The sequence below is a fragment of the Sphingobacterium sp. lm-10 genome, assembly GCF_023554555.1.
In the GTDB taxonomy this organism is placed as follows: Bacteria; Bacteroidota; Bacteroidia; order Sphingobacteriales; family Sphingobacteriaceae; genus Sphingobacterium.
The window spans coordinates 2,335,554-2,359,564 of sequence record NZ_JAMJWC010000001.1 but is presented as its reverse complement, the minus strand read 5'-3'; the positions used below and the strand labels follow the sequence as shown (position 1 = coordinate 2,359,564).

The following is a 24,011-nucleotide window of genomic DNA, read 5'->3' as shown; positions in this document are numbered from 1 at the left end:
TCGCTAAAATAAAAAAGAGTAGTACACCATGGCAATTTATAGATTTAAGGTAACTTTTGAAGATTACGAAGACATATATCGTGAAGTGGATATGCAATCCAAAAGTACTTTCCTCGAATTACATGAAGTTATTCACAGTACAACGGGTTATGAAGTGGATCGTTCCTCATCTTTCTACGTAAGCAACGATCAGTGGAAAAAAGGGACAGAGATCGCTCATCTTCCTAACGAAAGGAAGAAAAATAATCAGGTGCTGCTCATGGCAGATATCAAACTCAGTAAGTTTATTGATGATCCTCATCAAAAATTCTATTATGTATACAACTTTGATAGGCCTTACGATTTTCATGTAGAATTGGTCAAGATTCTTAAAGAGGAAGAAGGTAAGACATACCCAGCTGTTTTCAAATCGATTGGACAAGCGCCGAAGAATGTTGCAGCGGCTAATTTCCCGGTTACTGACGATGTAGATGAGGAAGACGAGGATTTCATTCAAGAAGGAGCGGAGGAGTATGGTGTAGACGAAGAAGATGATTTTGATAACTTCGACGAAGAAGGCGAGAAGTCCGAAGGCGGAGAAGATACTGAAAAAAGTGCTTCTGGCTACAGAGACGATTATTAGAAGCTAGTCGTCAGCGGCTGAGGAAGCACCATGAGAAAAACGCTTATATCTGTTGTAGGGCCTACTGCTGTTGGTAAAACAGCAATGGCTATTCAGCTAGCAACCTACTTCAATACTGAAATTGTATCGGCAGATTCCAGGCAGTTTTATCGGGAACTGAATATTGGCACGGCAAAGCCCGATCTGGAAGAACTTGATCAGGTGCCTCATCATTTCATTAACTCCCATCCGGTAGAGACGATATATTCTGCGGGCGATTTTGAAAGAGATGCGCTATCTGTAGTCCATGCGCTATTTCAAAAGCATGATGTGGTCGTATTGGTCGGCGGATCAGGATTGTTTGTGAGAGCGCTTACCGAAGGATTGGATGATCTTCCACAGGCACCGGCATCTATTCGTGAGCGACTGAATGCTGCTTTGATGGAGGAAGGATTATCTTCGTTACAAGAACGGTTAAAGGAAATAGATCCTGTGCACTACGCACAGATGGATTTTCAAAACCCTCAGCGCGTGGTGCGTGCGTTGGAAGTGTATGAAACTACGGGTAAATCTATCGCCGAGTACCAACAGCGAAAACAAGCAGTCCGTACATTCGACGTCATTACTATCGGACTTAACAGAGAGCGAGAAGCGCTTTATAACAGAATCAATCAACGCGTGGATAATATGATGGCGAGCGGCTTATTGGACGAAGTACAATCCTTATCCTCTTATCGACATCATCCGGCGCTGCGCACCGTTGGATATGTGGAAATTTTTGACTTTTTAGACGGAAAATGCACACGGGAAGAGGCCGTAGAAAAGATCAAGCAAAACTCGCGTCGCTATGCTAAACGACAGATTACCTGGTTTAAAAAGTACGGCAATACCCATTGGTTTGATCCAACTGAGTTCCGTAAAATACAGCGCTTTTTGCACGATTCTGGTATAGCAACTCCTCAAAATAGCTAAACTTATTCCAATACCGACTGTTGCTATAGTATGTTAGTCAGAATTTACGAAGAGAACCCGAATCCCAAAGCAATCCAGCAGGCGGTAGATATACTGAAAAGTGGTGGCGTAATTATCTACCCGACGGATACCGTGTATGGTATTGGCTGTGATATCACAAACCAGAAGGCGATTGAGCGAGTTTGTCAGATCCGAGGTCTGCAAACGCAGAAGGCCAATCTATCATTCATCTGTTATGACCTTACCGATATTTCTCAATATACTAAACCCTTTGATACGTCGGTTTTTCGTTTATTGAAAAAGGCGCTTCCCGGGCCATTTACATTTATCTTCAATGCCAGCGGGCAAGTGCCTAAATTGCTGAGCTCGAAAAAGAAAACAGTAGGTATTCGTGTGCCGGATAATAGTATTGTGCGCGAGATCGTCAGAGAATTAGGGAATCCTATAGTCACCACATCGATTCATGATGATGATGAGATTATAGAATATTCTACCGATCCAGAGTTGATTTATGAGAAGTACGGCGAAAAGGTCGATATGGTGATCGATGGAGGGTACGGCGACAATGTCGCATCTACCGTGGTAGATCTTACCAATGGCGAATTTGAAGTCATTCGTGACGGGAAAGGTGATCTGGACGCCTATTTATAGAAAAGCTATTGTTACTGCGGAATTATTGGTGGCGGTTCTGATAGCTCTTCCGCTTTTTCTTTTTTAGGTTTTTGGAAATACAATAGATTGAACCATAGTACAGACAGTAAAATCATACCATAAGCGACCATCTGTAAACTGGTGATCGGTTCGCCGAAATAGGTAATCGCCAGCGTGAAGCTGAGCAGCGGGTTGATGTATAGGAGTATGCCTACTAGAGAAGAACTCAAACCTTTTAATGCATATGCGTTCAAGAAAAGAGGAATGATCGTGAATACAATTGCGATAACCATCACCAATTCATAAAACAGCATAGATTTATTCCCACCCAACCCAACAATTCCAAATAGGGGCAGAAGTATAATGGTGCTCAGCGTGATGTGGATCGCCAAAGAAAATAGTTTGTCGATTTTTGTGTTGCTTTTTTGCAAAATCAGATATACTGCGTACGTCAATGCGATCATTAGACTATAAAACAAGTCTATAAAATGGCCAATGGATAACAGGATGCAGCTAAAGGCGCTCATCCCAACAGCCACCCATTGTCCTATCTTTAAACGCTCTCCTAAAAAGGTAGCAGCCAACGCAGTCGTGAGGATGGGGCATATCAGGTAAGCTAAGGAGGTGGCGTTGATGCTTACGGTATTCATCACATAGATAAAAACAAACCAGTTGAGCGAGAGCATGAGCGCACTCACGATGTAGTTTGCAAAAATTTTACGCTTCTCGCTGCTATTTAGTTGAGAAATAGTTCGAATAGAATCTTTGATGTACCTGCGACGGAATACCAAGTTGACGACCCAGATGCTGGCTGTGGCAAATAGCACACGGTACAGGAGAATTTCTAGCGCCGCATAATCTTGGAGAGGACGAAGTACTAAACTAAAAAGACCCCATATGACAAATCCCAGAAGGGCTGATGCATAATATTTGATATTCACTGCAATAACTGAAAAAAGGGATTAAAGGATCACAAACTCTTCGACCATCACATAACCGACATGCTCATTAATACGGCCTAATATCTGACGGCGCATCATCGCCAATTCATTTTTAATGACGGCAGATTCTACAGAAACAAATAATTTTTTGTCTCGAATATAGATGCGTTCCGTCCTGTTGGCGATCGCATTGCCAATGATCTGTGGCCAGGCATTGACAATCGAGGTCTCATCAAACTTCTGACGAAGTCGATAAACTTCCAGCATTTTCTCTACCGCTTGTTTGATCGAAATATCATCATTTCGCCGGATTTCTTCACCTCTATATTTTCTCATTTGCCGCACCTTCTTTGACATCAAAGATACGAATAGGCTTGCCGATATCTTGAAAAATCTGACTAATTCGATCGGCATCTGTATCAGTCACGAAGATTTGCCCGAAAGCATCATCAGATACCATCTGCATGATTTTTTTTGTTCGTTTATCATCGAGCTTGTCGAAGATGTCGTCTAGTAAAAGGAGTGGGGAAAAGCCCTTCTTCTCTTTGAAAAAAGAATATTGAGCCAACTTCAGTGCGATGAGAAAAGATTTCTGCTGCCCCTGCGATCCAAATTTTTTAAGGGGCATCCCTTCATGAATACTGAAATTCAAATCGTCTTTATGGATTCCTTGACTGGTGCGCTCCAAGGCGCGATCTTTATCTTGATTTGTCTCGAGCAGGTGCGCAAAGGTATCATGCAGCAAAGGTGATTCGTAGTGCAGTTCTACCATTTCCGCATGATCTGAAATATAGTCGTAATGCTTCTTGAAAAAAGGGGAAAACTCCTGCATAAATGCCTTACGTTTCGCAAAGATCTGATTGCCGACCTCTACGAGCTGACTATTGAATATCTCTAACAATCCCAAATCCAGCTGCCTGCTGGCGGCGGCCGATTTTAAAAACTGGTTACGCTGTAGGATGATTCGATTATACTGAATCAACGTATCCAGGTACCGGTTGTCGGTTTGCGAAATGACGTTGTCAATAAATTTACGCCGCTCTTCGCTGCCGTCTAGAATGATGCCTACATCATTGGGTGTGATCATTACTAGCGGGTATTGCCCGATATGATCCGCCAATCTAGGGTAATCCTTCTTATTTTTTCGAAACTGTTTCTTCTGATTTTTCTTTAAGCTACAGGAGATGCTATCCGCGACGTCGACTGTTTTTTCAAAGAGGCCTTGTACCATAAACCAGTCTTCACCCTTTTTGATATGCTGGGAGTCGATCGGGTTGAAATAAGATTTACAAAGAGATAAGTAATGAATAGCATCCAGCAAATTTGTCTTGCCAGCACCGTTATATCCGGTAAAGGCGTTCGTTGCTGGAGAAAACTCCAAAGTAGATTCCGTGTAATTTTTAAAATGAAGTAAAGAGAGCTGTTTTAGCCACATAAAGACGCGCAGTACTGGCTACTTAACTTCTTCAAAATCCACGAATTCGCCCGCAGTAGCAGGGCCACTACGCGCATCCTCTTTTGGCGGAACGTAGGCTACTTTAACCTTTCCTGTACCTTTATCTTGTCTGGTATCTTGCTGTTGTCCAAATCCCTGATATTGGAAAGGTCCATTTTGCGTATTGAAGTTTCCCTGCTGGGTCTTTTTCATGATTTTCTCCGCCATTTTTTTCATGGCATAGGGCAGCAAAAGCCGGACCCCCAACTTGAATGCATAGTAGCATGCAACTAAAATAACTACGACTTTTAAAAATTCCATGATAAATCGCTTTGTTCAAATTTAGTAAATTTCGATTGGAAAGTCCTGCAAGAATGTCAGGCCAGGATCACTTAACAAAATTTCACCCTTTTGCAGCGAGTACCGCACTAGCTAATTCTTTAGGACGCTGCGTACCGATCACATAAGTCAATCCATCTAGATCAGTTAGCCAGACCGCATGTTTACCCCCAGAATAAAAACGAATTTTTCCGTTTTTGTGCAGGTTGTACACGGGGTTATTGAACATAAAGGTGCTGTAAGGCTTTACCTCTACTTTGGAAATAGATCGCAGATCTATTTTGACCAAACTGGTTGTCCACAAGCCGCTCAGTGTGAGCTTGGTATCCTGTACCAATGTTCGGTAGCTAATCATGTAAAGCATGAGGATCGATACCAAAAGTATGCCTGCTCCAGTAATGAAGAAGAGCTGACTGGATACGATGTGATCCAGATTGAGGTAATATGCAATAAAACAGAACAGTGCCAGAATAAGACGCACACTCACCCAGGTCATATCACGCCCTAAATACTGCTTTTCTTCAAATGCAAATTGCTCTCCCATACCATCCATTAACGATACACGAATGTAGCTACTTTCTTTGTATTTTCCTTAATTCTATACCTATTATCTAACTGATAGCCGACTATCCATATGATTTCTCCATTTCCGTTAATTAACACGGGCACACGTTCTTTTTCGAGTAAAGGAACCTTTCTTTGAATAAAAAAATCGCTTAATTTCTTGGAAGAATTCATGCCTAAAGGGATAAAGCGGTCGCCCGGCATCCAACGACGAATCATTAAGGGGAAGATCAGTGCTTCGAGATCGACTTTTGCGGTATGTGGCGCAGCATCTCTTGTAGTATCTGTACTAATCGAAAAGGAAAGCGTTCTGCCTGAGATCGCTAAATAGGCATCGCCTTGCTCCAAATACTGGGTTTCCACTGGTGTATGATTGCTGCTGTAGAGCAAGAGGTGGGTTCGGTCAACCATCAGGAGGTGGCTTTCTGATTCGAACTGCGATCCCGTTTTATGGAGTCCCGACTCCGCTAGATCTGCAAGTACATTTTTTTCAAAATTATAGGGTCTAAATAACTCGAAAAGGAGTGAAGTATCATTCAAATATGGTTCTAATAGTATTTTTTCTATTTCAATACGCCCATCAATAGATATAAAAAGCTTCTCGCGCATGGCGCCTGTGAGTCGCTGCAACAGGTCATAACTGTCAGTAAACCGTTCGATATTGTCCAGCATGATCTGATCGAAATTGGCATTCAATACCCGAAATTGGGGTAGAATATCCAGTCGGACTTTGTTACGCACGTATTTATTGGAAAAATTGCTTTGGTCATCTCGATAAGGAACCTGATAGGTAGCTACTGCCTGTGCAATTTCCTGACTTGACATCCACAGAATTGGACGGATGATCTGATCTCTTTTAGAAGCGATTCCCCGTAATCCACGTAACCCGGTGCCGCGTGCCAAGTTGATGAAAACAGTCTCAATATGATCTTGCTGATGGTGTGCGACGGCAATAGCATCGAAATGATGCGTTTGGCGTAAGTTTTCGAACCATTGATAACGCAGTTCGCGGGCACTCATTTGTATGGATAACTTATGCTCCTCTGCGTGAAGTTTCGTGTCGAAATGTGTGGTGTAGTATGGAATATGATGCGTCTCCGAGAATTCACGAACCAATTGTTCGTCCAATTCGGATTCGACTCCTCGCAGTTTAAAATTGCAATGCGCAATAGCGATAGAATATCCCAGTTTCCAAAGAAGAAAAGCCATTAGCATGGAATCTTTCCCTCCGCTCACGCCCAGCAGGAGTCTATCTTGCGAAGTAAATAACTTTTCACGAAGAATGTATTGCGTGAGCCGCTCCATCGTTTCCATATCCAAAGTTAGCAAGCACAAGACGAAATTTTGTGGAATAAATCAGATAGTTTCTAGGTAAAACCCTATTGACGGTTTATTGCTCGATATTAAGCATGCTTTTTTAACATTTTTTTGGGGATTAAATGTCTATTTTTGCGCTTGTGAAACCAGTATTTGTCCTTATTATCTACCTCTTTTCTATTGCAGCGTTGCAAGCGCAGCAAGTGGGTACGTCGGCACCTGCGGATGCGATGCGTCTGGTTTCTTCCACTCGAGGTGTTATTATTGAGCAACGGGTAATGCGCCATTATAATCCGGTATACGAGCATAAAAGTAACACACTAATGGCCGACAGTGGCGATTTTTGGCGAGATGAGGTAGGTAGAGAGTTTTTTGAGGCATATGGTAATGTAGTGATCACGCAGCCCTCGGGAACGGTTATTTACGGAGACCGTTTGCATTACGAAGCGGCTACGCAGCATGCCGTGCTTACACGCAATGTGCGGGTAGTTGACCAGCAATCTGTACTCACTACGAACTATCTCACCTATAGTTTTCGGGATCAACGTGGTACATATACTGGGGGAGGTAGAATTGTTAGCGGCTTAGATACTATTACTTCGCGCAATGCCTATTACTTTGAACGTACCAAAGACTCCTATTTTAGAGAGAAGGTAGTGGTGCGATCCCCAGATGTCGTGATTTATACGGATACGATGCGTTACAACTCCATCACGCGTGACAATTATTTTTTCGGACCCACCAATATAAAAGGTCGGTCGGGAGAAAACTTGTACACGGAGCGTGGCGTTTATAACACCGGTACCGGTATTGCCAAATTCAACCTGAATAATCTGTATACCGAAGGTTCTAAGTTTCTGAAGGGAGATAGTCTGTATTACGATCGGTCTATAGGCGATGGGGAAGCCTTTCGAAACGTGGTTTTTGTAGATACCTTGGAGAAGTTTTATGCCAATGGCGGCTATGGGAAATATCGAAGTCGGGAAGAATCGATCACGATGGCCGACAAACCTTTGGTAAAGATGGTCGTAGATAACGATACGACATCGAGGACGCCTACCGATAGCATCGCTAATACAGCGCCCGATGAAGATGAAAAGTTATCTCGTCGGGAGCGAAGACAGCAGCGCCAAAGGGAACAGGCAGAACAGGAAAGTTTGGAATTGCTAACAGATTCGCTTTCCGATGCGGTCTTGCTAGATACCGTGCAAGTCGCTACGGTAAAAAATCCTGTAGATACCGTTTACTTGACGGCCGACACGATATTTTCCAGAACAATCCCCAGGGCAGAATATATTGCGCTTGATTTGGGGTTGAGTCGAGATGGTGGTCAGCTGATCGTGGATGAGGATGTCGACTATGGTGATGACGACGATATTTCGGCCAATGATAGCAATGATGCACTTGATCCAGCGATTCCTCCAGTGTCGGGTGCAGATAGTGTGACGACAAGCAATTTGGAGAATGCGGTAATCGATACGATCCCGGCAAAAGTGCCACCGCGAACAACCATTCGACCGCCAGATTTGACGAAGAAAACGGATTCACTCACCATTGCGAATACATTGAAAGCCGATAGCACGCTCCGGGATCGGGTCGTGATTCCGCAAGGAAATGAAGCTGGTAAACGCGTAGATGTTGCGATGGAGACCGTCATGCGGCCTGATTCTTTGGCTTCACCAGATTCTGTGATGGCACTTTCTGATACCGTGCGAACGCGTATTGTGAAAGCCTATCGGAAGGTGCGCATGTTTAAATCTGATTTGCAGGCGGTGGCCGATTCTGTGTATTATGGAATGCAAGATTCGATGTTTCGGTTTATGGGTAAACCCATGATCTGGTCGGACGGATCCCAGATTTCAGCAGATACCATTTTTATGCAAATGGTAAACCGGAAGTTGGACAATGCGCTGCTTAAAGACAATGCATTTATGGTCAATGCAGTGTTAGACTCCGTCAAATTTAACCAGTTGAAGGGGCGCAAAATAACCGCATTTTTTGATAAAAATTATATCGAGCGTTTATTCGTTGATGGTAATGCAGAAAATCTGGTATTCAACGTAGATGAGCCGACCGGAATTATCCGCGATATGTTTCACGATCGTGGTGCGCGGATTAAGATTGTATTTTTAGATAGAAAGGTGTTTACTTATAATACCTTTAAACCCAACCAACAGCTTTATCCGCTTAAATTAGTTACCCAGGAGAACGAAATTCTACCGGGATTTCTCTGGCGTCCTCAAGATCGACCTAAATCGTTAGAAGATATGATGATTCGTACTCGGGATACGACCACCCCGGTTACCGAGGAAAAACCATCGGAAGATGAGGGGCGCCCAATCCAACGTACAGAAAACACATCCGACGGTACAGAATAAAACATTTCGTTTATAGATTTTTTTTAAACCATTTTAGGTTTTTCGTTGTTGTGTGAGAAGACCCATCATGAGCAACTTTAAAACGATGATAAGATATATGAAAATTGCCGTAGCTGCTGCTTACGGATTATTACTATCGGCCAGTATCTATGGCTGTAATTCCAGTAACACCTCTTCCGGAGGTGATCAACAGGTGACGGATTCCACTGATGTAGTACATGAATATGGCGAGGCTATTGTGCCTCAGGAGCCTTTCGCCACCGAACCAACAAATAAATTCGCCACGATCGTTGGATGGAAAGATGGCGAGACCCCGAAAGCGCCGGCTGGTTATAAAGTCGTTAAGTTTGCGGATGGACTTAACAGCCCCAGAAATATCTATGTAGCCAAGAACGGTGATATCTTTGTGGCGCAATCTCGTACCGAAGAAGATGGTCAAAGCGATGAGTATGTCAAAGCACGCAACATCTTTAGAAGCCCCAGCCCCGACGAAATTCTCGTCTTTAAAGATAATAACGGAGACGGCACAGCGGATGACAAGAAAGTTTTCCTGAGTGGTTTGAAGCAACCTTACGGTATGCTTATTCTTGGTGATCATTTTTATGTTGGTAATACAGACGCATTGATGCGATACCCGTATAGTAGCCAAAAGGGCACGCTTTCTTCCCAGAAAGGAGAGAAGTTAGTGACCTTGCCCGCTGGCGGCTACAACAATCACTGGACACGTAATCTGATCACGAACAAAGCGGGTAATAAAATTTTTATTTCGGTAGGTTCCGGGAGTGATGTGGGCGAGAATGGTATGGAGCATGAGGTTCGTCGTGCTGTGATTCTTGAAGTCAACCCAGACGGTTCGGGTGAAAGAACGTATGGATCGGGTTTGCGAAATGCTGTAGGTATGGATATGGAACCACAGACTAATATGTTGTGGACTGCTGTAAACGAACGCGACGAATTAGGAGATGAGCTGGTGCCCGATTACATTACTTCGGTACAGGCAGAGAAATTCTATGGATGGCCCTATTATTATTGGGGGATGCACATAGAACCACGTTGGAAAGACCGCATGCCGAAAAACTTGCCAGAATCACAGACCCCTGATTATGCCGTTGGTGCGCATACGGCATCGCTGGGATTCGCGTTTAATAAAGCGCCTGGCTTTGAGACTGGAGCATTTATCGGACAGCATGGGTCGTGGAATCGTTCTGAATTCGTAGGGTATAAAGTGGCTTTTGTTCCATTCGCAAATGGCGAACCAAATGGTCCGGTTCAGGATTTCCTAACAGGCTTTATTGCCAATAAGGATAAGAAAGAAGTTAGAGGAAGACCTTGTGGTATCGCGTTTACTAAAAACTATATGTTAGTAGCGGATGATGCGGCCAATGTTATCTGGGCTATCATTCCAGAGAAAACAAACTAAGCGCATACAGCGTAAGAATGGGGCATTGTTATCTTTCACCATGGCTCAATAATACTAAAAGCGCGACCGATATCCTGGTCGCGCTTTTGGTATACATATCGTAGCAGCAACATTTTTAAAAGCCCTGGTAGTTCCTATTGAAGCCTTTTTATTGCTAACCTGAGAAACGTAAGGTGTGGCTATAGAAGAGTTATATGACGTCTTGCTTCATATATTGAGATTGCCACGTCGTACCTCCTCGCAAGAACGGTAACGTGCATACAACCGCATATTAAAGTAGCTTACGGACGATTGCCTAATTAATCTTGATGCTGTAGGTAATATCTACGCCGCCAGCAGCAAGCATATCATGTACTGAACAGTATTTTTTGACGGCTAACTCTGCTGCCTTCGCTGCTTTATCTGCGTCAACCTGGCCCTTTAATAAAAATTCTATATGAATGTTAGTGAAAATAGTGGGGACCTCATCTCTACGTTTTCCTTCGACCTGCACCTGAATATCTTCAATCTCCTGACGTTGTTTCTTCAAGATGACGGATAGGTCAAAGACGCTGCAGGAACCTAGTGCAAATAAAACCAACTCCATCGGGCGAACGCCCAAACCTTCTCCTCCAATCTCAGGAGAGCCATCTATGTGTACTTTCACGTCAGACGTGGTACTGCTGCCAGCAAAGTGCATGGCGTCATTTTCGCGTTGTAATGTTACTTTCATCGTAATACAAATATACACAATAAGCTATGAAGCAAAAAAACGCGTTAGTCTGTACAGACTAACGCGTTGCAATAAATAAATAACCTTAATTTCAGTACAATTTCTAGTTTGGCATGCGTACGCCAGAATACTGTGTAACATCTATCCTAGGGATAGAACTATTGTATTTGCTATTGATTGCTTCAATAAATGTGTTCGCTACGATCGCGTTTCCTAGTGGAGTAAGGTGTACTCCGTCTAGCGAAAAGGCATTACCACGAATGAATAGAGAACTAATCGGAATACTGTTGTATATGAAACCATCTCTTACTTGATTTAAGAAATCATGCATATCTACCAAGGCTAAGTCTTTGGTTTCTGCCATTCGCCTGATTACGGCATTGTATTGGTTTACTCTTTCTCTTACTTGTACCACTTCATCACGGTCCAGTACCATATTGTCGGGAATAGGAGAAGCAGGGTGTAGCCCGAAAGGTGCGGTCAGCGGTTGTCCCAATCTTTCCCGAGGGAATGTCAAGAAAAAATAATCTTCAGAAGTAGCTGGTCTTACTCCCGTTTTTGTGGTAATGAATATATTTTGTACCGTTGGGGCTTGCGCCTGTACCCCAGCCAAGATGGCGGCGTAGGTAACGGTAGTAAAGAAAGGAATACTGGTTACATCCGGAATGGTCGCCACAATACCCTTTCGGTTGTTGGTTGTTAGGGCATCGATATAGTTGTTATATGCTCCCGTAAAAGTTGGTACAGCTGTTAACGTCGTCGTGGGACCGGCAGCGACAGCGCCATTCATGGCGTAGCCAAGTACATCGTTATTCCCCAACCAAAAGGAAAAGAAGGTATGTTGTCTGTTAGATGTAAATCCGAAGTAAGTAGTTTGTACATCATTACCTTCAAGCAGGCGTTCAAAGTAGGGGTTGCCTGCGACAGAGCCAAAGCCTGGTGCAAACGCTAAGTCTAAGCGCATACCGGGCACGCCATAATTATGATATTCTGCTCCTTCGTATTTCGTGTATAATGGCCCACCCGTAACAGGACTTTGTCCGCGAATGGCTAAATTATTTGTGACTGGAGCGGTTACAGGATTCCCTCCTTCCAAACTAGTCAGGCGGATATAACCTGATCCATTGGCCTGATCTTCTCTAAAGAAAGGCGAGGTAAAACCTGATGCTCCACCAATCTGCTGCATCTGTGCAGAGATCAGGTTTGGGAAGGCTACACGTTGGCCTTCCAGATAGAGCCCACCGTCTGCAAAACCAGCAGTTAAGGAGTTTCCAATAGCAATGTATTTGCTGAAATCGGCCGTGGAAGTGCGTACTTCAACGTCATCGAAAGTTGGCGCGCAGGAAGCTACCGAAAAGAGCGAGGCCAGCGCGATGATATAGTTGTTAGAAATCTTTTTCATAATTGTTGGGTTTACCATTTATAGCTTAGTGAAACGCCTGGCGCATGAATGTAAGTTTCATAACGCCCTCTCAAACCTGTCGCCACGTTGGTGGTTGTACGCGGTAGAATATGCTGGAATGCGTAGGCCGCATTCAACTCCCATTTTGGAGAGATGTCATACGTAACACCTGCCGAAACGACCATTCTGTCATTATCTGGCGTTTCTGGATATACAAATCCGCCTCGTACCGGTGTACGAACATAGCCTACACCTGTACGTAGTGCCAAGCGGTCGCTCACTTGATAATTGATACCTACACGGCCAGCATAGGCGTTCTCGTAATTTTTTTCAGAAACCGTGTTGGGGATAAGGTCGGTTTCATATTCGAAGGCCAGTTGTTTGTAAATACTGTAGTTCAATATCGAACCATCAATAGCCATATCCACTTTTTCGCCTAATGGGAAAGCAATACCTAAGTTCAGAGAAGAGGGTAGGGGTAACTCAGAAGAGAATTGGGTGTCAGGGAAGTTAGCGGATACAGCATCTGGCATATCGAACCTTGCATCACCATTATTCAATCTGGTAATTACTTTTGAGCGATAACTGATACTTAAAGCAAACTGATCTTCTAGATTATAGTGTATACCCAAATTGTACCCTGTACCTGTTCCAGTGCCTGATAGGTTGGCACGCCCAGGGCTACCGTCTGGGTAGAAGGCTGGTAATGAACGGCTCAAGTCTACTGATCCAATATTATACACAAAACCACCACCGACGGAAAATTGATCCGTCAACTTAAAACTAACGGTAGGTTGGATATAGATCGCACGTAAGGATAGATGATTTAACTCGTAACGCCCTGGCCAATCATTTCCCCAATCTACGCCACCTCCAAATGGAGTATATACTGCTAGACCTGCTTTCCAGAAAGAGTTTCGTGGACCGAATGTCGCATAAGCAGCAAATGGTGGAGAGACCTGAAATCGTGTGTTGTAAGTATCCATTGATCCGGCTTCTTGGAAAGCAGATCGGAACATAATAGCACTCGCGCCTATTTGTACGGCATTATGATCCATTTTGGCCAAAGCTCCAGGGCTGTACACCATGGAGGCTTCATCGATAAACAAGGCGCTACCTGCCCCGGCCATACCTACAATCTTCTGATTCTGGGTATTGACTTGGGATCCTTGCGCAAACACTAATGCAGGTGATGCCAGCAAAAGGCCGAGTAGTAATCTTTTCATACGCTTTTATTTATACTTGGTTAGATTGTGATCTATAAATTTAATATGCTAACATAATATTTTTATCCGAAAAAACAATAATTTATTTATGATCTATTTATAGGTATAACCCTTAGTCGAATAATAATGTTTCGCGAGCCATTCTTAAATCGCTATCTTGTTGTCAACAAAAAATAATCAAAATATGGCTACAGTAACATTTAAAGGAAACGAAGTTCATACACAGGGTTCTCTACCTCAAGTTGGAGATAATGCTCCAGACTTTTCTTTGACAGGAAGTGATCTTTCGCAAAAATCATTAGCTGATTTTAAAGGAAAACATGTGGTATTGAACATCTTTCCTAGCGTAGATACCGGTACATGTGCTGCTTCTGTAAGAAAATTCAATGAGGAGCTATCGAATTTGCAAGACACGGTTGTATTATGTATCTCCCGCGACTTACCTTTTGCACAAGGTCGTTTTTGTGCTGCGGAAGGTTTGGAACAGGTTATTTCACTATCGGAATACAAGGATTCTTCTTTCTCCGATGCATATGGTGTGAAATTCTCTGATGGTCCATTGGCCGGTTTGTTGAGCCGTTCCGTTGTGGTGATCAGTCCAGAGGGCAAAATCAAATATATTGAACAGGTTGCGGAGGTTACCGAAGAGCCGAATTATCAGGCTGCTTTAGGAGCGATTTAGTAAATCATTTTATAAATACAAAGGGGATCTAAATTACTTTAGATCCCCTTTTTGTATGATGATTTGAAATTTTATAACCTTAGTCTTCGCGCTGAGCCACCTGCTCATCGTCTCCCTTCTTCAACCACATTTCCAGGTCATCGCAGGTAGCAAAATCTTGATTTACGTGAATATAAGTAGATGCGGTACGCTTTTCAAACCACTCACTTAGATATCTATTCACCTTATCCTGTTGTGCAGCTTCTTGTATCTTGGCAAAGTCTTGTCCCATATTTGCCTGATGTGGAGCTACACGTGTTTTTAAGAAATTAAACTTGTACGATTTAATCCCGTCGCGATGTGCATCGGTGACATGGGAGAACTGATATGGCTTAGAATATTGGCCTGCTTTCAACGTATCAATTGCTGCGAAAAGATCTCTTTCCAATCCGTCTACAGAAATCATTGTGGTACGCGTATAAGAGTTTTGGTCGAATACCATACCGCCATTGAATTTGGTTTCCTTTGCATCAGAATAAATTGATGCTGCCGTGTGAAAACTCATTTTACCTGTAGAAACTAGATTATAGACACTGTCGATTTTAGACTTTGCACGATCTAGACTCGCTTGCGTAGGCTTAGTCGTAATTAACAAATGTCGTACGTTTACTTCCTCTCCACGTCTTTCCAATACTTGCAAAAAGTGAAATCCAAATGGTGTTTCGAATACTTCGGATACTTCTCCTGGCTTCAATTTGAAAGCAACTGCAGAAAACTCCTTCACGTAATTATCACGGGTAGCAAAGCCTAAATCACCCCCATTAGGAGCAGATGGGCAATCGGAGTAAAAGCGAGCGACTGTACCAAAGTCTGATCCTGCCAAGACCTGTTGACGGTATACTTCCGCTTTATTTTTAAATTGTTCTTTTTCTGATTTGGTCAATACGGGCTCAATAACGATCTCACCTACCTCAATTTCAGTGTTGAAATAAGGTAGACTGTCTTTATTTAACCCTTCGAAGTAGCGATTAACTTCCTGAGGTGTAACGCTAATTTTTTGAACGATATTCCCTTGCAGGCGCTCGGCACGCATTTGCTCGGATAGTGTTGGACGAATTTCTTCTTTGTATTGCAGAACAGATCGTTTTAAGAAGCCTTCTAGGCGTTCTTGGTTACCTGCCTGGCGAACCATGCTACGCATTCTGCGGTTTAATTCGTCATCTACCTCTGCTTCAGACACTTCCACAGAGTCGATTACAGCCTGTTGCGCTAACAGTTTGGTCATTATCAGCTGTTGCAGGGCTTGGCATTTAAAATTAGGATCTGCCGGACCACCATTTGCTAAATACTGTGTGTATTGCATATCCACATCTGATTGCAAGATGATATTAGACCCTACCGTTGCCACCACTCTGTCGATTAACTTATCTTGACCATGCGCGAATTGCACCAAGGATAGCGCAAAGACAATAAATAAAACCGCGTATTTATTCATTTTTGTTGTTGATTTATTCATCCAAAGGTATTTCCCTTGTTATTAAATACAAAGGTATGGAATTAATTGCACTAAATATTAAGGACGAAGTTAGCTGTTTTTAGAGGTCTAAAATGATGCTTTAACCCTTTTTAACGTTATCGGAAGAGCTCTACGACTATTCCGTCGTTTCTTCACTGTCAGCTATTTGTCCATTAGAAGAATCCGTTTCTGGAGGGTTTTCTGCTTCTGCTTCTTCCGGATCACTTTTCAGCTCATGTGTTTCTTTGTTGTACATACCGTGCAATTCGTCAATAACGGTTTCTTTCCATAATGGTGTGCCTGTGATGTAGGCTGTTCGTGCAATCATGTGTGCTGCTACCGGTGCCGTAATGATTAGAAAGAAGATAATAGCAATCGCTTTTGTGGTTACAGATATATCATTTGGAAACATGATAGCAGCACAAATCAAAAAGAGTCCAACACCTAACGTAGAAGCCTTGACAGTGACCGATAAGCGCAAGTAAAAATCTGGCATACGGATGAGACCAATAGAAGCAAATAAGATCGATAGTGCACCGATTGTGCTCAAAAAACCTAATATAATGTTAATCATCTTTTTGTTTTTCTATGTAATACGAAAAGGCGATGGTGCCGAGAAAGGCAATGAGAGCCAGGATAATCGCTACATCCAGCAATACTTCTTCATTTTGCCGGATACTATAAATAGTAATAATACCGATACCAATAGTGATCATCACATCCAGCGCAACCACACGATCCACCACCGAAGGGCCTTTCGCGATCCGGACAAATACCAATAACACCGATAGGGTGAGAATTGGCAAGATCACGTAATCAAAATAGGTGCCTAATGTCATCGTAATACCTCCATCAATCTGCGTTCTACGCCCATTTTTAGACCATTAATAAATGTTTCTGGATCATCTAAATACATCACATGTATGTATAATGCTTTTTTGTCTTCGCTTACATCCAGAATCAGGGTGCCCGGTGTCAATGAAATAAACGTAGACAATACATTGATTTCCAAATCAGTTTTGGCACTTAGCGGAAAACGAACAACACCCGGACGGAAAAAGTATTTTGGAGTCATCACATCGTAAGCCACCTGTAGATTGGCCTTTATCATTTCGTAAATGAAATATAAAAGGAAACCAATAATCTTCGGCACGCGGTAAAAGTAACGCTGATCATACTCATTGCGACTCATGATCCAAAGCACAAAGAAGCCCAGCAGCAGGCCGAAGATGAAATTGGAATAAGAAAGTGAACCTGTAAGTGCTACCCAAATAAAGGATAATAAAAGGTTCATCAAGAAATACTTAATCATACCATGTTATCTTTTAGGCCCTAATACCGACTCGATATAAGGGGTAGTGTCTATTAATTCATTGGAAATGCGATCCGCCACTTGTACTACGCCTTCAGCATGCAATCCAATATACAGAGAAGCGCCAGCAAGTATTCCAACAGGCAATATCAACAAGATCTTTTTAAACAACGGCATGGGCTCAAACTTGTTCTCCAAGACCGATTGATCTGGTGCATCCTTCCAAAATACTTCGGTCCACATATAGGCAATGACGTATAAGGTAGCTAAACTTCCCACGATCAAAGCTGCCACGAATACATATTGTCCTTGTGCAAAAGCTTCCTGAAATAGAAATATTTTAGGCCAAAATCCTGATAAAGGAGGGATACCTACTAGCGAGAACAATACGATAGCGATCAGTAGTGATATTTTGGGGTATTCGCCATAAATGCCACCCAGTTTTCCGAGATCCATCGATCCGCGTAACTGCCGTATAACTCCCGCGATCAAAAACATATTCGTTTTCACCATGATATCGTGAATCAGATAGAAAATAGTTCCCATCAGAGCGACTTTGGTGAACATGGCTAAACCACCCATCATGAATCCAATATGACATACGATTAGATAAGAAAAAAGCCTTCGTACATTGGTTTTTACCAAAGCGCCTAACGATCCGGTAAGGATAGTCATTACCGCAATAATCAGTAATAATTGCTTAGTAAAATCATCAGGGATAAAGATCAAGCTAAATACGCGTAGCATGGCATAAATTCCTACTTTGGTAAGCAAACCACCAAAGGTAGCCGCAACAGCGGACGGCGGTGTGTGGTAGGAGGAAGGAAGCCAATAATACAAGGGAAACACCGCGGATTTGATGCCAAATCCCAAAATAAAGAAAATGGAGGTAATACCGATTAAGGTTTGATTTTTAACACCTTGGATTTTCAAAGCCAGATCAGCCATATTGAGTGATCCCGTAATGCCATACAGAATACCAATACCCGTTAGGAAAAACATCGAAGCCAGAATGTTGAGTGCCATGTACTTAATGGCACCTTCCAGTTGCGCTTTTCGTCCTCCCAAGGTCATGAGTACAAAAGAAGAGATGATGATTACCTCAAACCAAACATAAAGGTTAAAGATGTCGCCCGTTAGGAATGCTCCGATTAGGCCCATCAAAAGGAAGTGAAAAATCGGGAAATAGCCATACATCATCCGTTGCCGACTCAAACCAGTAGTCGAGAATATGGATACAGCAAAACCTGCAATAGAGGTCAATAAAACAAGGGTCACCGCCAATAAGTCGGCCACGAATACAATCCCAAATGGGGCTTCCCAATTCGATGCATTCAACGTGAGCGTACCTTCCGAATACACTTTTTCAAAGAGTCTAATCGCTACAATCAATGCCAAAAAGGTTCCTCCTACAGATAGAAAACGCTGTGTAGTAGTCTTACGCCAGGCGATTAACTGTATGATAGCAGTAATCAGGTGAACGAAAATAGCGGCTAAAATATGGTTATCTATCATATATCTTCTTCTTCGGGGGTATTGAGGTCGTCCAAATCATCCTTCTGCAACAACGCATAGGCACGCTTGAGTAATACGATCGCAAACGCAGACAAGGCAAAGCTGATGACAATTGCCGTCAATATCAACGCTTGCGGAATTGGATCAGCATAAATGTCCTGAAAGATGTTGTGATTTGGGTTGATGACCGGTGGCTTTCCTTTGGTGATGGAACCCATCACAAAGATCAAAATATTGGTGCCATTTCCCATCATCATGATGCCTAGAAGCAGCTTGATCATGCTGCGCCGAAGGATCAAGTATACCCCTGCTGCATACATCAGGCCAAGGACTAATATCAGTAATAATTCCATATGCTTAGTCTTGGTTAAGGGATATGGTAAATAAGATAGTCAATACGACACCCACTACAACGAGGTAAACGCCGATATCGAAGAATAAAGCAGTTCCGACCGAGCCAATTACGGGGAACTTCTCTTCCAGCCACAACCCCGTCATGGGTGGGTAGCCAAAAAAGGTAGGCACGATAACGCTAAAAACAGCTAAGCCTAATCCCATCGGAATGAGCGAAAGCGGTTTTCTGCGCATAATCTTCATGGATGCTTCGGCACCATTGGCAAAGCTGTGAAGCACAAAGGCAATCGAAGCGACCAATCCGCCGACAAAGCCACCTCCAGGGAAGTAGTGCCCGCGCAAAAGCAAGAACACGGAAAACAGGAGCAGTATAGGGAGCAAATACCGCGTTGCGGTTTGTAAGATCGTACTTCTCATATCAGATTATTCTTTTTCAGAAGATTTTAAACGTAATTTCAATAAACTGTACACGCCGATGGCTGCGATACTCAACACCACTGTTTCGAACATGGTGTCTATTCCTCTAAAGTCGACCAGGATGACATTTACCACATTCTTGCCTTTTGCCAACAGGTACGCATTCTCTCCGTAAAACTGACTAATGCTTTTATCAATAGGTTCGTTGATTACTTTGAGCGCAATGAGTGAAAGTATTGTTCCGAAGCCCAAGGCTACAGCAATATCTCGATAGCGACGCGTTGAACTTTCCAATTTCAGGAATGGAGGCAGTTTATATAGTACCAATACGAACAATACGGTGGTTAAGGTGTCGATCGTAAACTGCGTCATGGCTAGATCGGGCGCGCTGTAGAATACAAACATCAAACAGATACAATAGCCCACCACCGTCATCGACAAAACCGCAGTAAGTAGGTATGGTGTAGACAAGACAATCCCCATAGCACCAATCAAAATCAACACAACAGCCACTTCGTAGATCGATACCGCCGTTAAACTGGCCAAATCAAGATTGATTGGACCGCTAAGCCATAGCTTGTAAGCCAATAATGCTTCAGCAAAAAGAATGATCTTTAAATGATAAGAGCGGAGGTAACCATTGTGAACGACACTCGTATAGCTTTGTGATAGTTTCAGAAGTCCCTGCCCCAATAGGTCAAAGAAATGCTGTGGCGAAAGCACATTTAAGCGTTCAATGGCATGTAGTTTTTTACTACTTGGTTTGTTGATGAGATAGACTAGTAAGCCAGTGCCCAGCGTAGCTAAACTGAGAATTAATACCGTGTTGACGCCATGCCAGAGCGCGAGATGAAGATCTGTATTACCGCCAAAAATAGCATCTGCAGCTTGCAGAGAAAAGTAATTGCCAGTAGCACCTGGAATGATTCCGGAAATTAGACCTAGTATTCCAAGAACCAAAGGTGGTACCCAGAGTGATGCATACGGCCGATGGGTATCTTTCAGTGTTTCTGGCAGCGCGCCTGTAAAAGGTTTGATTCCTGCCATAAAACCAGCAGCAACCAAAGCGATATTAGTGCCTACTGCTAAACCGGTTAATATGATGGAGAGCGTATCGCCTCCTTTAAGGGTGGCTTCATAAATTAAATCCTTGCCGATAAATCCGAAGGTAATCGGCAATCCGGCGCTCGACAAAGCCGCAAGCATTCCTGCAACAGCAACCCAAGGCATTACTTTTCTTAATCCGGATAATTTGCTGATGTCACGCGTACCTGTCTCGTGATCGATGATACCTGTTACCATGAACAACGTCGCTTTGTATAGGGCGTGTACCAAAATAAATACGACTACTGCGATGATTGCTTCCTTGGTACCTAATCCAATTAAAAAGGTCAATACACCTAGCGCAGAGATGGTGGAATAGGCTAAAATTCCCTTAAGATCTACTCTGAATAGTGCATGAAAGGCCGCGAAGATCATGGTAAATCCACCAACAATCATCAGAGTGTAACTCCATAATTCGGTGTTGCCCAGCACGGGATTGAAACGTGCTAGTAAGTAAATACCAGCCTTTACCATGGTGGCCGAATGCAAATAAGCAGACACCGGCGTAGGAGCTTTCATCGCACCTGGAAGCCAAAAATGAAAAGGAAATTGGGCTGATTTCGTAAAGGCACCTAAGCAAATCAATGCTACGATAAGGGGGTACAACGCATGATCTATAATAAGGTCTCGTGCTGCTACCAGCTCAGAAATCTGATAGGTTCCGGCGATGTTTCCCAGTAAAGCCAAACCCGCTAAAAGAAAGAATCCTCCCATTCCGGTGACCGTCAGCGCACGAAGTGCACTTTTGCGAGAATCATCATTATCGTTGTTGAACCCAATCAAAAAGAAGGAGCTGATACTCGTAAGTTCCCAAAAAATGAATAAGGAAAAAATATTGTCTGATAGCACCACGCCTAGCATGGCTGCCATAAATAAACATAGATAGCCGAAAAAACGATCGAAATACGGATGCCCTTGAAGGTACTTGACTGCGTAGACAAATATCGCTGTGCCGATGCCAGAGATTAATAGCGCAAAAAGCAGTGATAATCCATCCAGTCTGAAGGCAAAGTTAATATCCATGGACGGTACCCAAGGAAGAATCTGGGTGTAGATCGTTCCTGTTGCTACAGCAGGAACATATTGGAGGTAATACAAGAAAATGATGGCTGGCACGAACGTCAGTAAGACGCTCCATCTTGTCTTAATTTTATTGCCAAAAGGCAACATCAGCAAAGCGCTGATTAATCCCAGAATTACCGTTAAAAGCATGTATCCGACCTAAAATGTGATGGTTGCGGATAAAATTACTAAAAATACTGCGTTTTTTTGCGTTAAACGTAGGGTTGTTTGAAGTTTCAGGTTTTTATATTATAATTGTGTTAACTAACAGTACTAATTGTTAACATCGGCGTGCAAGCGCCATCTGAAGGAGAATAATCGGATGAGATCACTCGCGATTGAGGAGGTGTTGTTTAAGAAATATTACAAACCACTATGCCATTTTGCTTGGCAGCTACTGCATGATGACGAGTCGGCAAAGGACATCGTCCAAGATGCGTTCATGATTTATTTCGATCGAAAGCATAAAATCTCGGCGAAAGATGAGGTTATTCGGCAGTTTTTGTATTCCACGGTAAAGTTTTCGAGCTTAAATCAACTTCGTCATGCAAAAGTAGATGCTAAGTATATGCTCAGCTTACCTTCTTTCGAAGATTGGTGCGATGAGGATCTTGAACTTAAATATATTCGATCCGAGGTGTTGGCCGAAGTGTATAAAGTTGTGGAAACAATGCCGGATGCCTGTAAAACCATATTTAAAAAAGGGTATTTGGAAGGGTTGTCTACGAAAGAAATTGCTGAAGAGCTTAATATTAGTGTGAATACAGTAAAAACACAGAAAAGACGCGCAATGAGAGTATTGTTTGATAAACTTGATCCAGAAGTTTTAGTGGCTTTATTCACGATTTCAAAATTTATTTAAGTTTTTTTTAATTTTTCTGTCACCCATTTTTTCGAATTAGGTTTCTTATGTATAAGAAACCATGAACAATAAGCAACCTCCTATTTCAAAGCTCATCATTAAGTTCCTTCAAGACGAACTTAATGATCAATTGGAACAGCAACAGCTCGATAGCTGGTTAGATTCGAATAGCAAAAACCGTCAATTTATTGAGGAACTAAAACGCTATGCGAATGTAGAGGAGGATGTACAAAGCATGGCTCGCTTCGATGAGGATCACGCTTGGCAAAAGCTGAATCAAACCCGCCAAAAGAGAAACTCTCGCCGTCTTTATCATTTTACATCTCGTGTGGCAGTGCTGTTGATATTCTTGTTGGCTGCTACAGCAATTTCTTACCAAGCCTGGTTTGGGAATACTAATGTTATATCGAACAAAAAGATTATAGCCGATAAAACAGGTATTTATAAAAACGATGTGTTGCCTGCCGATACTTCGGCGCAGTTGATTCTGGCAGATGGTAGCGTGATCTCTTTAGGCAATACCAATATGCACATTCAAGATGGTACTATTCATCTAGAAGACGATCATGGTATAGTTTTAAATGAAGAACTGTCTCATGATACGCCAGTATATCATACACTTTCTGTACCGCGGGCCTCTTTTTTCAAAATGATATTGCCTGATGGTACTAAAGTGTGGCTCAACGCCATGTCTCAACTACATTTTCCTGCTCAATTTCCTCAGAATGAAAGACGTGTCGTGCTAGAAGGCGAAGGTTATTTTGAAGTGGCAAAAGATGCTGAAAAACCTTTTTATGTAGAAGCGTCTGGAACCTCAATTCGCGTGCTAGGGACACATTTTAATGTTAATTCTTACAGAGGTCGCACACGCGCAACATTGATAGAAGGGAGTGTCGAAGTGCATAGTGGCGATCAGCTAGCAAGATTACTGCCAGGGGAAGAGGCAGATGTACAGCGCAACGGAATTAAAGTGTCGCTAGCGGATATCGATAAAGTTGTCGCTTGGAAAGAAGGAGAATTTCGATTTAAAGGGGATAACATTGCGACGATCGTGACTCAACTAGGGAGATGGTACGATTTGGATATCAAGTTTTCACGATCGGTAGATCTCAATAAACATTACAGTGGAAGTATTAGTCGCAAATCTACGCTAACCGAAGTGCTCGCCATGTTGACTCATGTGAGTAGCCTTCATTTCGAAGTCAATGACAAACAATTGCTAATTCATTAAAGTACATTATACCAAACAC

At 42.7% G+C, this 24,011-nt stretch carries 25 protein-coding genes; 8 read left to right on the top strand and 17 right to left on the bottom strand.

Annotated elements, in window-relative coordinates; all coding sequences use genetic code 11:
* Positions 1 to 28: 28 nt before the first annotated feature.
* From M8998_RS09560 to M8998_RS09550, 3 genes are read left to right on the top strand one after another with little or no spacing between them, the layout of a single operon-like run.
* Positions 29 to 622 carry an IS1096 element passenger TnpR family protein gene (locus tag M8998_RS09560; protein ID WP_249992342.1) on the top strand — a complete coding sequence of 198 codons (594 nt, stop codon included), beginning with the start codon at positions 29 to 31 and terminating at the stop codon, positions 620 to 622.
* 30 nt (positions 623 to 652) lie between these two features.
* Positions 653 to 1,573, top strand: a complete 921-nt coding sequence (miaA, locus tag M8998_RS09555) for a tRNA (adenosine(37)-N6)-dimethylallyltransferase MiaA (protein WP_249992341.1) — start codon at positions 653 to 655, stop codon at positions 1,571 to 1,573.
* Between the two features lie 30 nt (positions 1,574 to 1,603).
* The gene (locus M8998_RS09550) at positions 1,604 to 2,224 is read left to right on the top strand and encodes an L-threonylcarbamoyladenylate synthase (RefSeq protein ID WP_249992340.1); all 621 of its coding nucleotides are present in this window, start codon (positions 1,604 to 1,606) and stop codon (positions 2,222 to 2,224) included.
* A gap of 11 nt (positions 2,225 to 2,235) precedes the next feature.
* Here the strand turns inward: M8998_RS09550 and M8998_RS16290 are convergent, their stop codons facing one another.
* The 6 genes from M8998_RS16290 to tilS all read right to left on the bottom strand — a co-directional run bounded on the left by M8998_RS16290 (position 2,236) and on the right by tilS (position 6,817).
* Positions 2,236 to 3,165 carry an EamA family transporter gene (locus M8998_RS16290; protein ID WP_249992339.1) on the bottom strand — a complete coding sequence of 310 codons (930 nt, stop codon included), beginning with the start codon at positions 3,163 to 3,165 and terminating at the stop codon, positions 2,236 to 2,238.
* Positions 3,166 to 3,186: 21 nt separating this feature from the next.
* The gene (locus M8998_RS09540) at positions 3,187 to 3,501 is read right to left on the bottom strand and encodes a DciA family protein (RefSeq protein WP_249992338.1); all 315 of its coding nucleotides are present in this window, start codon (positions 3,499 to 3,501) and stop codon (positions 3,187 to 3,189) included.
* Entirely contained in the window at positions 3,488 to 4,600 is a 1,113-nt protein-coding gene (gene recF, locus M8998_RS09535; RefSeq protein WP_249992337.1) for a DNA replication/repair protein RecF, read from the bottom strand. Before recF ends, M8998_RS09540 begins: the two co-directional genes overlap by 14 nt.
* An 18-nt stretch (positions 4,601 to 4,618) precedes the next feature.
* Positions 4,619 to 4,921, bottom strand: a complete 303-nt coding sequence (locus tag M8998_RS09530; protein WP_249992336.1) for a DUF4834 family protein — start codon at positions 4,919 to 4,921, stop codon at positions 4,619 to 4,621.
* 82 nt (positions 4,922 to 5,003) lie between these two features.
* A complete protein-coding gene (locus M8998_RS09525; protein WP_249992335.1) occupies positions 5,004 to 5,483 on the bottom strand; it encodes a hypothetical protein in 480 nt (159 codons plus the stop codon).
* Positions 5,484 to 5,491: 8 nt separating this feature from the next.
* Positions 5,492 to 6,817, bottom strand: a complete 1,326-nt coding sequence (gene tilS, locus M8998_RS09520; protein WP_249992334.1) for a tRNA lysidine(34) synthetase TilS — start codon at positions 6,815 to 6,817, stop codon at positions 5,492 to 5,494.
* A 143-nt stretch (positions 6,818 to 6,960) separates the two neighbouring features.
* On the opposite strand from tilS, the gene M8998_RS09515 reads away from it, so the two are divergent.
* Together M8998_RS09515 and M8998_RS09510 are read left to right on the top strand one after the other, a co-directional pair.
* Positions 6,961 to 9,198 (top strand): OstA-like protein, encoded by a 2,238-nt coding sequence (locus tag M8998_RS09515; RefSeq protein WP_249992333.1) that lies wholly within the window; start codon positions 6,961 to 6,963, stop codon positions 9,196 to 9,198.
* Positions 9,199 to 9,295: 97 nt separating this feature from the next.
* On the top strand, positions 9,296 to 10,618 hold the full coding sequence (locus tag M8998_RS09510) for a PQQ-dependent sugar dehydrogenase (RefSeq protein ID WP_249992332.1): 1,323 nt from the start codon (positions 9,296 to 9,298) through the stop codon (positions 10,616 to 10,618).
* Positions 10,619 to 10,913: 295 nt separating this feature from the next.
* On the opposite strand, the gene M8998_RS09505 is transcribed toward M8998_RS09510, so the two are convergent.
* The 3 genes from M8998_RS09505 to M8998_RS09495 all read right to left on the bottom strand — a co-directional run bounded on the left by M8998_RS09505 (position 10,914) and on the right by M8998_RS09495 (position 13,958).
* The gene (locus M8998_RS09505) at positions 10,914 to 11,330 is read right to left on the bottom strand and encodes an OsmC family protein (protein WP_249992331.1); all 417 of its coding nucleotides are present in this window, start codon (positions 11,328 to 11,330) and stop codon (positions 10,914 to 10,916) included.
* Positions 11,331 to 11,433: 103 nt separating this feature from the next.
* A complete protein-coding gene (locus M8998_RS09500; RefSeq protein WP_249992330.1) occupies positions 11,434 to 12,732 on the bottom strand; it encodes an SGNH/GDSL hydrolase family protein in 1,299 nt (432 codons plus the stop codon).
* Between the two features lie 11 nt (positions 12,733 to 12,743).
* Positions 12,744 to 13,958: an OmpP1/FadL family transporter gene (locus tag M8998_RS09495; RefSeq protein ID WP_249992329.1), complete on the bottom strand. Its 1,215-nt coding sequence runs from the start codon at positions 13,956 to 13,958 to the stop codon at positions 12,744 to 12,746.
* A 184-nt stretch (positions 13,959 to 14,142) separates the two neighbouring features.
* Here M8998_RS09495 and tpx point away from each other — a divergent pair, with 184 nt between their 5' ends.
* Positions 14,143 to 14,640, top strand: coding sequence for a thiol peroxidase (gene tpx / locus M8998_RS09490; RefSeq protein WP_249992328.1), 498 nt, complete (start codon positions 14,143 to 14,145; stop codon positions 14,638 to 14,640).
* Between the two features lie 79 nt (positions 14,641 to 14,719).
* Here tpx and M8998_RS09485 read toward each other — a convergent pair whose 3' ends face one another.
* The 8 genes from M8998_RS09485 to M8998_RS09450 form a co-directional block, all read right to left on the bottom strand.
* Positions 14,720 to 16,135: a peptidylprolyl isomerase gene (locus M8998_RS09485; RefSeq protein ID WP_249992327.1), complete on the bottom strand. Its 1,416-nt coding sequence runs from the start codon at positions 16,133 to 16,135 to the stop codon at positions 14,720 to 14,722.
* 136 nt (positions 16,136 to 16,271) lie between these two features.
* On the bottom strand, positions 16,272 to 16,709 hold the full coding sequence (gene mnhG / locus M8998_RS09480; RefSeq protein WP_249992326.1) for a monovalent cation/H(+) antiporter subunit G: 438 nt from the start codon (positions 16,707 to 16,709) through the stop codon (positions 16,272 to 16,274).
* Entirely contained in the window at positions 16,702 to 16,974 is a 273-nt protein-coding gene (locus tag M8998_RS09475; protein ID WP_249992325.1) for a monovalent cation/H+ antiporter complex subunit F, read from the bottom strand. Before M8998_RS09475 ends, mnhG begins: the two co-directional genes overlap by 8 nt.
* A complete protein-coding gene (locus M8998_RS09470) occupies positions 16,971 to 17,447 on the bottom strand; it encodes a Na+/H+ antiporter subunit E (RefSeq protein WP_249992324.1) in 477 nt (158 codons plus the stop codon). The genes M8998_RS09475 and M8998_RS09470 overlap by 4 nt, the downstream gene beginning before the upstream one ends.
* Before the next feature lie 6 nt (positions 17,448 to 17,453).
* Complete coding sequence (locus M8998_RS09465) at positions 17,454 to 18,962, bottom strand: proton-conducting transporter transmembrane domain-containing protein (RefSeq protein ID WP_249992323.1); 1,509 nt, start codon at positions 18,960 to 18,962, stop codon at positions 17,454 to 17,456.
* Positions 18,959 to 19,315 (bottom strand): Na+/H+ antiporter subunit C, encoded by a 357-nt coding sequence (locus M8998_RS09460; RefSeq protein WP_249992322.1) that lies wholly within the window; start codon positions 19,313 to 19,315, stop codon positions 18,959 to 18,961. Before M8998_RS09460 ends, M8998_RS09465 begins: the two co-directional genes overlap by 4 nt.
* Before the next feature lie 4 nt (positions 19,316 to 19,319).
* The gene (locus M8998_RS09455; protein WP_249992321.1) at positions 19,320 to 19,733 is read right to left on the bottom strand and encodes a Na+/H+ antiporter subunit B; all 414 of its coding nucleotides are present in this window, start codon (positions 19,731 to 19,733) and stop codon (positions 19,320 to 19,322) included.
* A gap of 6 nt (positions 19,734 to 19,739) precedes the next feature.
* Positions 19,740 to 22,049 carry a putative monovalent cation/H+ antiporter subunit A gene (locus M8998_RS09450; protein WP_249992320.1) on the bottom strand — a complete coding sequence of 770 codons (2,310 nt, stop codon included), beginning with the start codon at positions 22,047 to 22,049 and terminating at the stop codon, positions 19,740 to 19,742.
* A 172-nt stretch (positions 22,050 to 22,221) separates the two neighbouring features.
* On the opposite strand from M8998_RS09450, the gene M8998_RS09445 reads away from it, so the two are divergent.
* Together M8998_RS09445 and M8998_RS09440 are read left to right on the top strand one after the other, a co-directional pair.
* Entirely contained in the window at positions 22,222 to 22,761 is a 540-nt protein-coding gene (locus tag M8998_RS09445) for an RNA polymerase sigma-70 factor (protein ID WP_249992319.1), read from the top strand.
* Positions 22,762 to 22,822: 61 nt separating this feature from the next.
* Positions 22,823 to 23,992: a FecR family protein gene (locus tag M8998_RS09440; protein WP_249992318.1), complete on the top strand. Its 1,170-nt coding sequence runs from the start codon at positions 22,823 to 22,825 to the stop codon at positions 23,990 to 23,992.
* Positions 23,993 to 24,011: the final 19 nt, after the last annotated feature.

Coding starts and splice junctions, on each gene's coding strand:
- M8998_RS09475 (WP_249992325.1), bottom strand. CDS start 16,974: ATGACATTAGGCACCTATTTTGATTACGTGATCTTGCCAATTCTCACC.
- M8998_RS09495 (WP_249992329.1), bottom strand. CDS start 13,958: ATGAAAAGATTACTACTCGGCCTTTTGCTGGCATCACCTGCATTAGTG.
- M8998_RS09500 (WP_249992330.1), bottom strand. CDS start 12,732: ATGAAAAAGATTTCTAACAACTATATCATCGCGCTGGCCTCGCTCTTT.
- M8998_RS09540 (WP_249992338.1), bottom strand. CDS start 3,501: ATGAGAAAATATAGAGGTGAAGAAATCCGGCGAAATGATGATATTTCG.
- mnhG (WP_249992326.1), bottom strand. CDS start 16,709: ATGATTAACATTATATTAGGTTTTTTGAGCACAATCGGTGCACTATCG.
- M8998_RS09455 (WP_249992321.1), bottom strand. CDS start 19,733: ATGAGAAGTACGATCTTACAAACCGCAACGCGGTATTTGCTCCCTATA.
- M8998_RS09450 (WP_249992320.1), bottom strand. CDS start 22,049: ATGCTTTTAACGGTAATTCTGGGATTAATCAGCGCTTTGCTGATGTTG.
- M8998_RS09440 (WP_249992318.1), top strand. CDS start 22,823: ATGAACAATAAGCAACCTCCTATTTCAAAGCTCATCATTAAGTTCCTT.
- recF (WP_249992337.1), bottom strand. CDS start 4,600: ATGTGGCTAAAACAGCTCTCTTTACTTCATTTTAAAAATTACACGGAA.
- M8998_RS09505 (WP_249992331.1), bottom strand. CDS start 11,330: ATGAAAGTAACATTACAACGCGAAAATGACGCCATGCACTTTGCTGGC.
- miaA (WP_249992341.1), top strand. CDS start 653: ATGAGAAAAACGCTTATATCTGTTGTAGGGCCTACTGCTGTTGGTAAA.
- M8998_RS09465 (WP_249992323.1), bottom strand. CDS start 18,962: ATGATAGATAACCATATTTTAGCCGCTATTTTCGTTCACCTGATTACT.
- M8998_RS09470 (WP_249992324.1), bottom strand. CDS start 17,447: ATGATTAAGTATTTCTTGATGAACCTTTTATTATCCTTTATTTGGGTA.
- M8998_RS09510 (WP_249992332.1), top strand. CDS start 9,296: ATGAAAATTGCCGTAGCTGCTGCTTACGGATTATTACTATCGGCCAGT.
- tilS (WP_249992334.1), bottom strand. CDS start 6,817: ATGGAAACGATGGAGCGGCTCACGCAATACATTCTTCGTGAAAAGTTA.
- M8998_RS09550 (WP_249992340.1), top strand. CDS start 1,604: ATGTTAGTCAGAATTTACGAAGAGAACCCGAATCCCAAAGCAATCCAG.
- M8998_RS09560 (WP_249992342.1), top strand. CDS start 29: ATGGCAATTTATAGATTTAAGGTAACTTTTGAAGATTACGAAGACATA.
- M8998_RS09485 (WP_249992327.1), bottom strand. CDS start 16,135: ATGAATAAATCAACAACAAAAATGAATAAATACGCGGTTTTATTTATT.
- tpx (WP_249992328.1), top strand. CDS start 14,143: ATGGCTACAGTAACATTTAAAGGAAACGAAGTTCATACACAGGGTTCT.
- M8998_RS09525 (WP_249992335.1), bottom strand. CDS start 5,483: ATGGGAGAGCAATTTGCATTTGAAGAAAAGCAGTATTTAGGGCGTGAT.
- M8998_RS09445 (WP_249992319.1), top strand. CDS start 22,222: ATGAGATCACTCGCGATTGAGGAGGTGTTGTTTAAGAAATATTACAAA.
- M8998_RS09530 (WP_249992336.1), bottom strand. CDS start 4,921: ATGGAATTTTTAAAAGTCGTAGTTATTTTAGTTGCATGCTACTATGCA.
- M8998_RS09460 (WP_249992322.1), bottom strand. CDS start 19,315: ATGGAATTATTACTGATATTAGTCCTTGGCCTGATGTATGCAGCAGGG.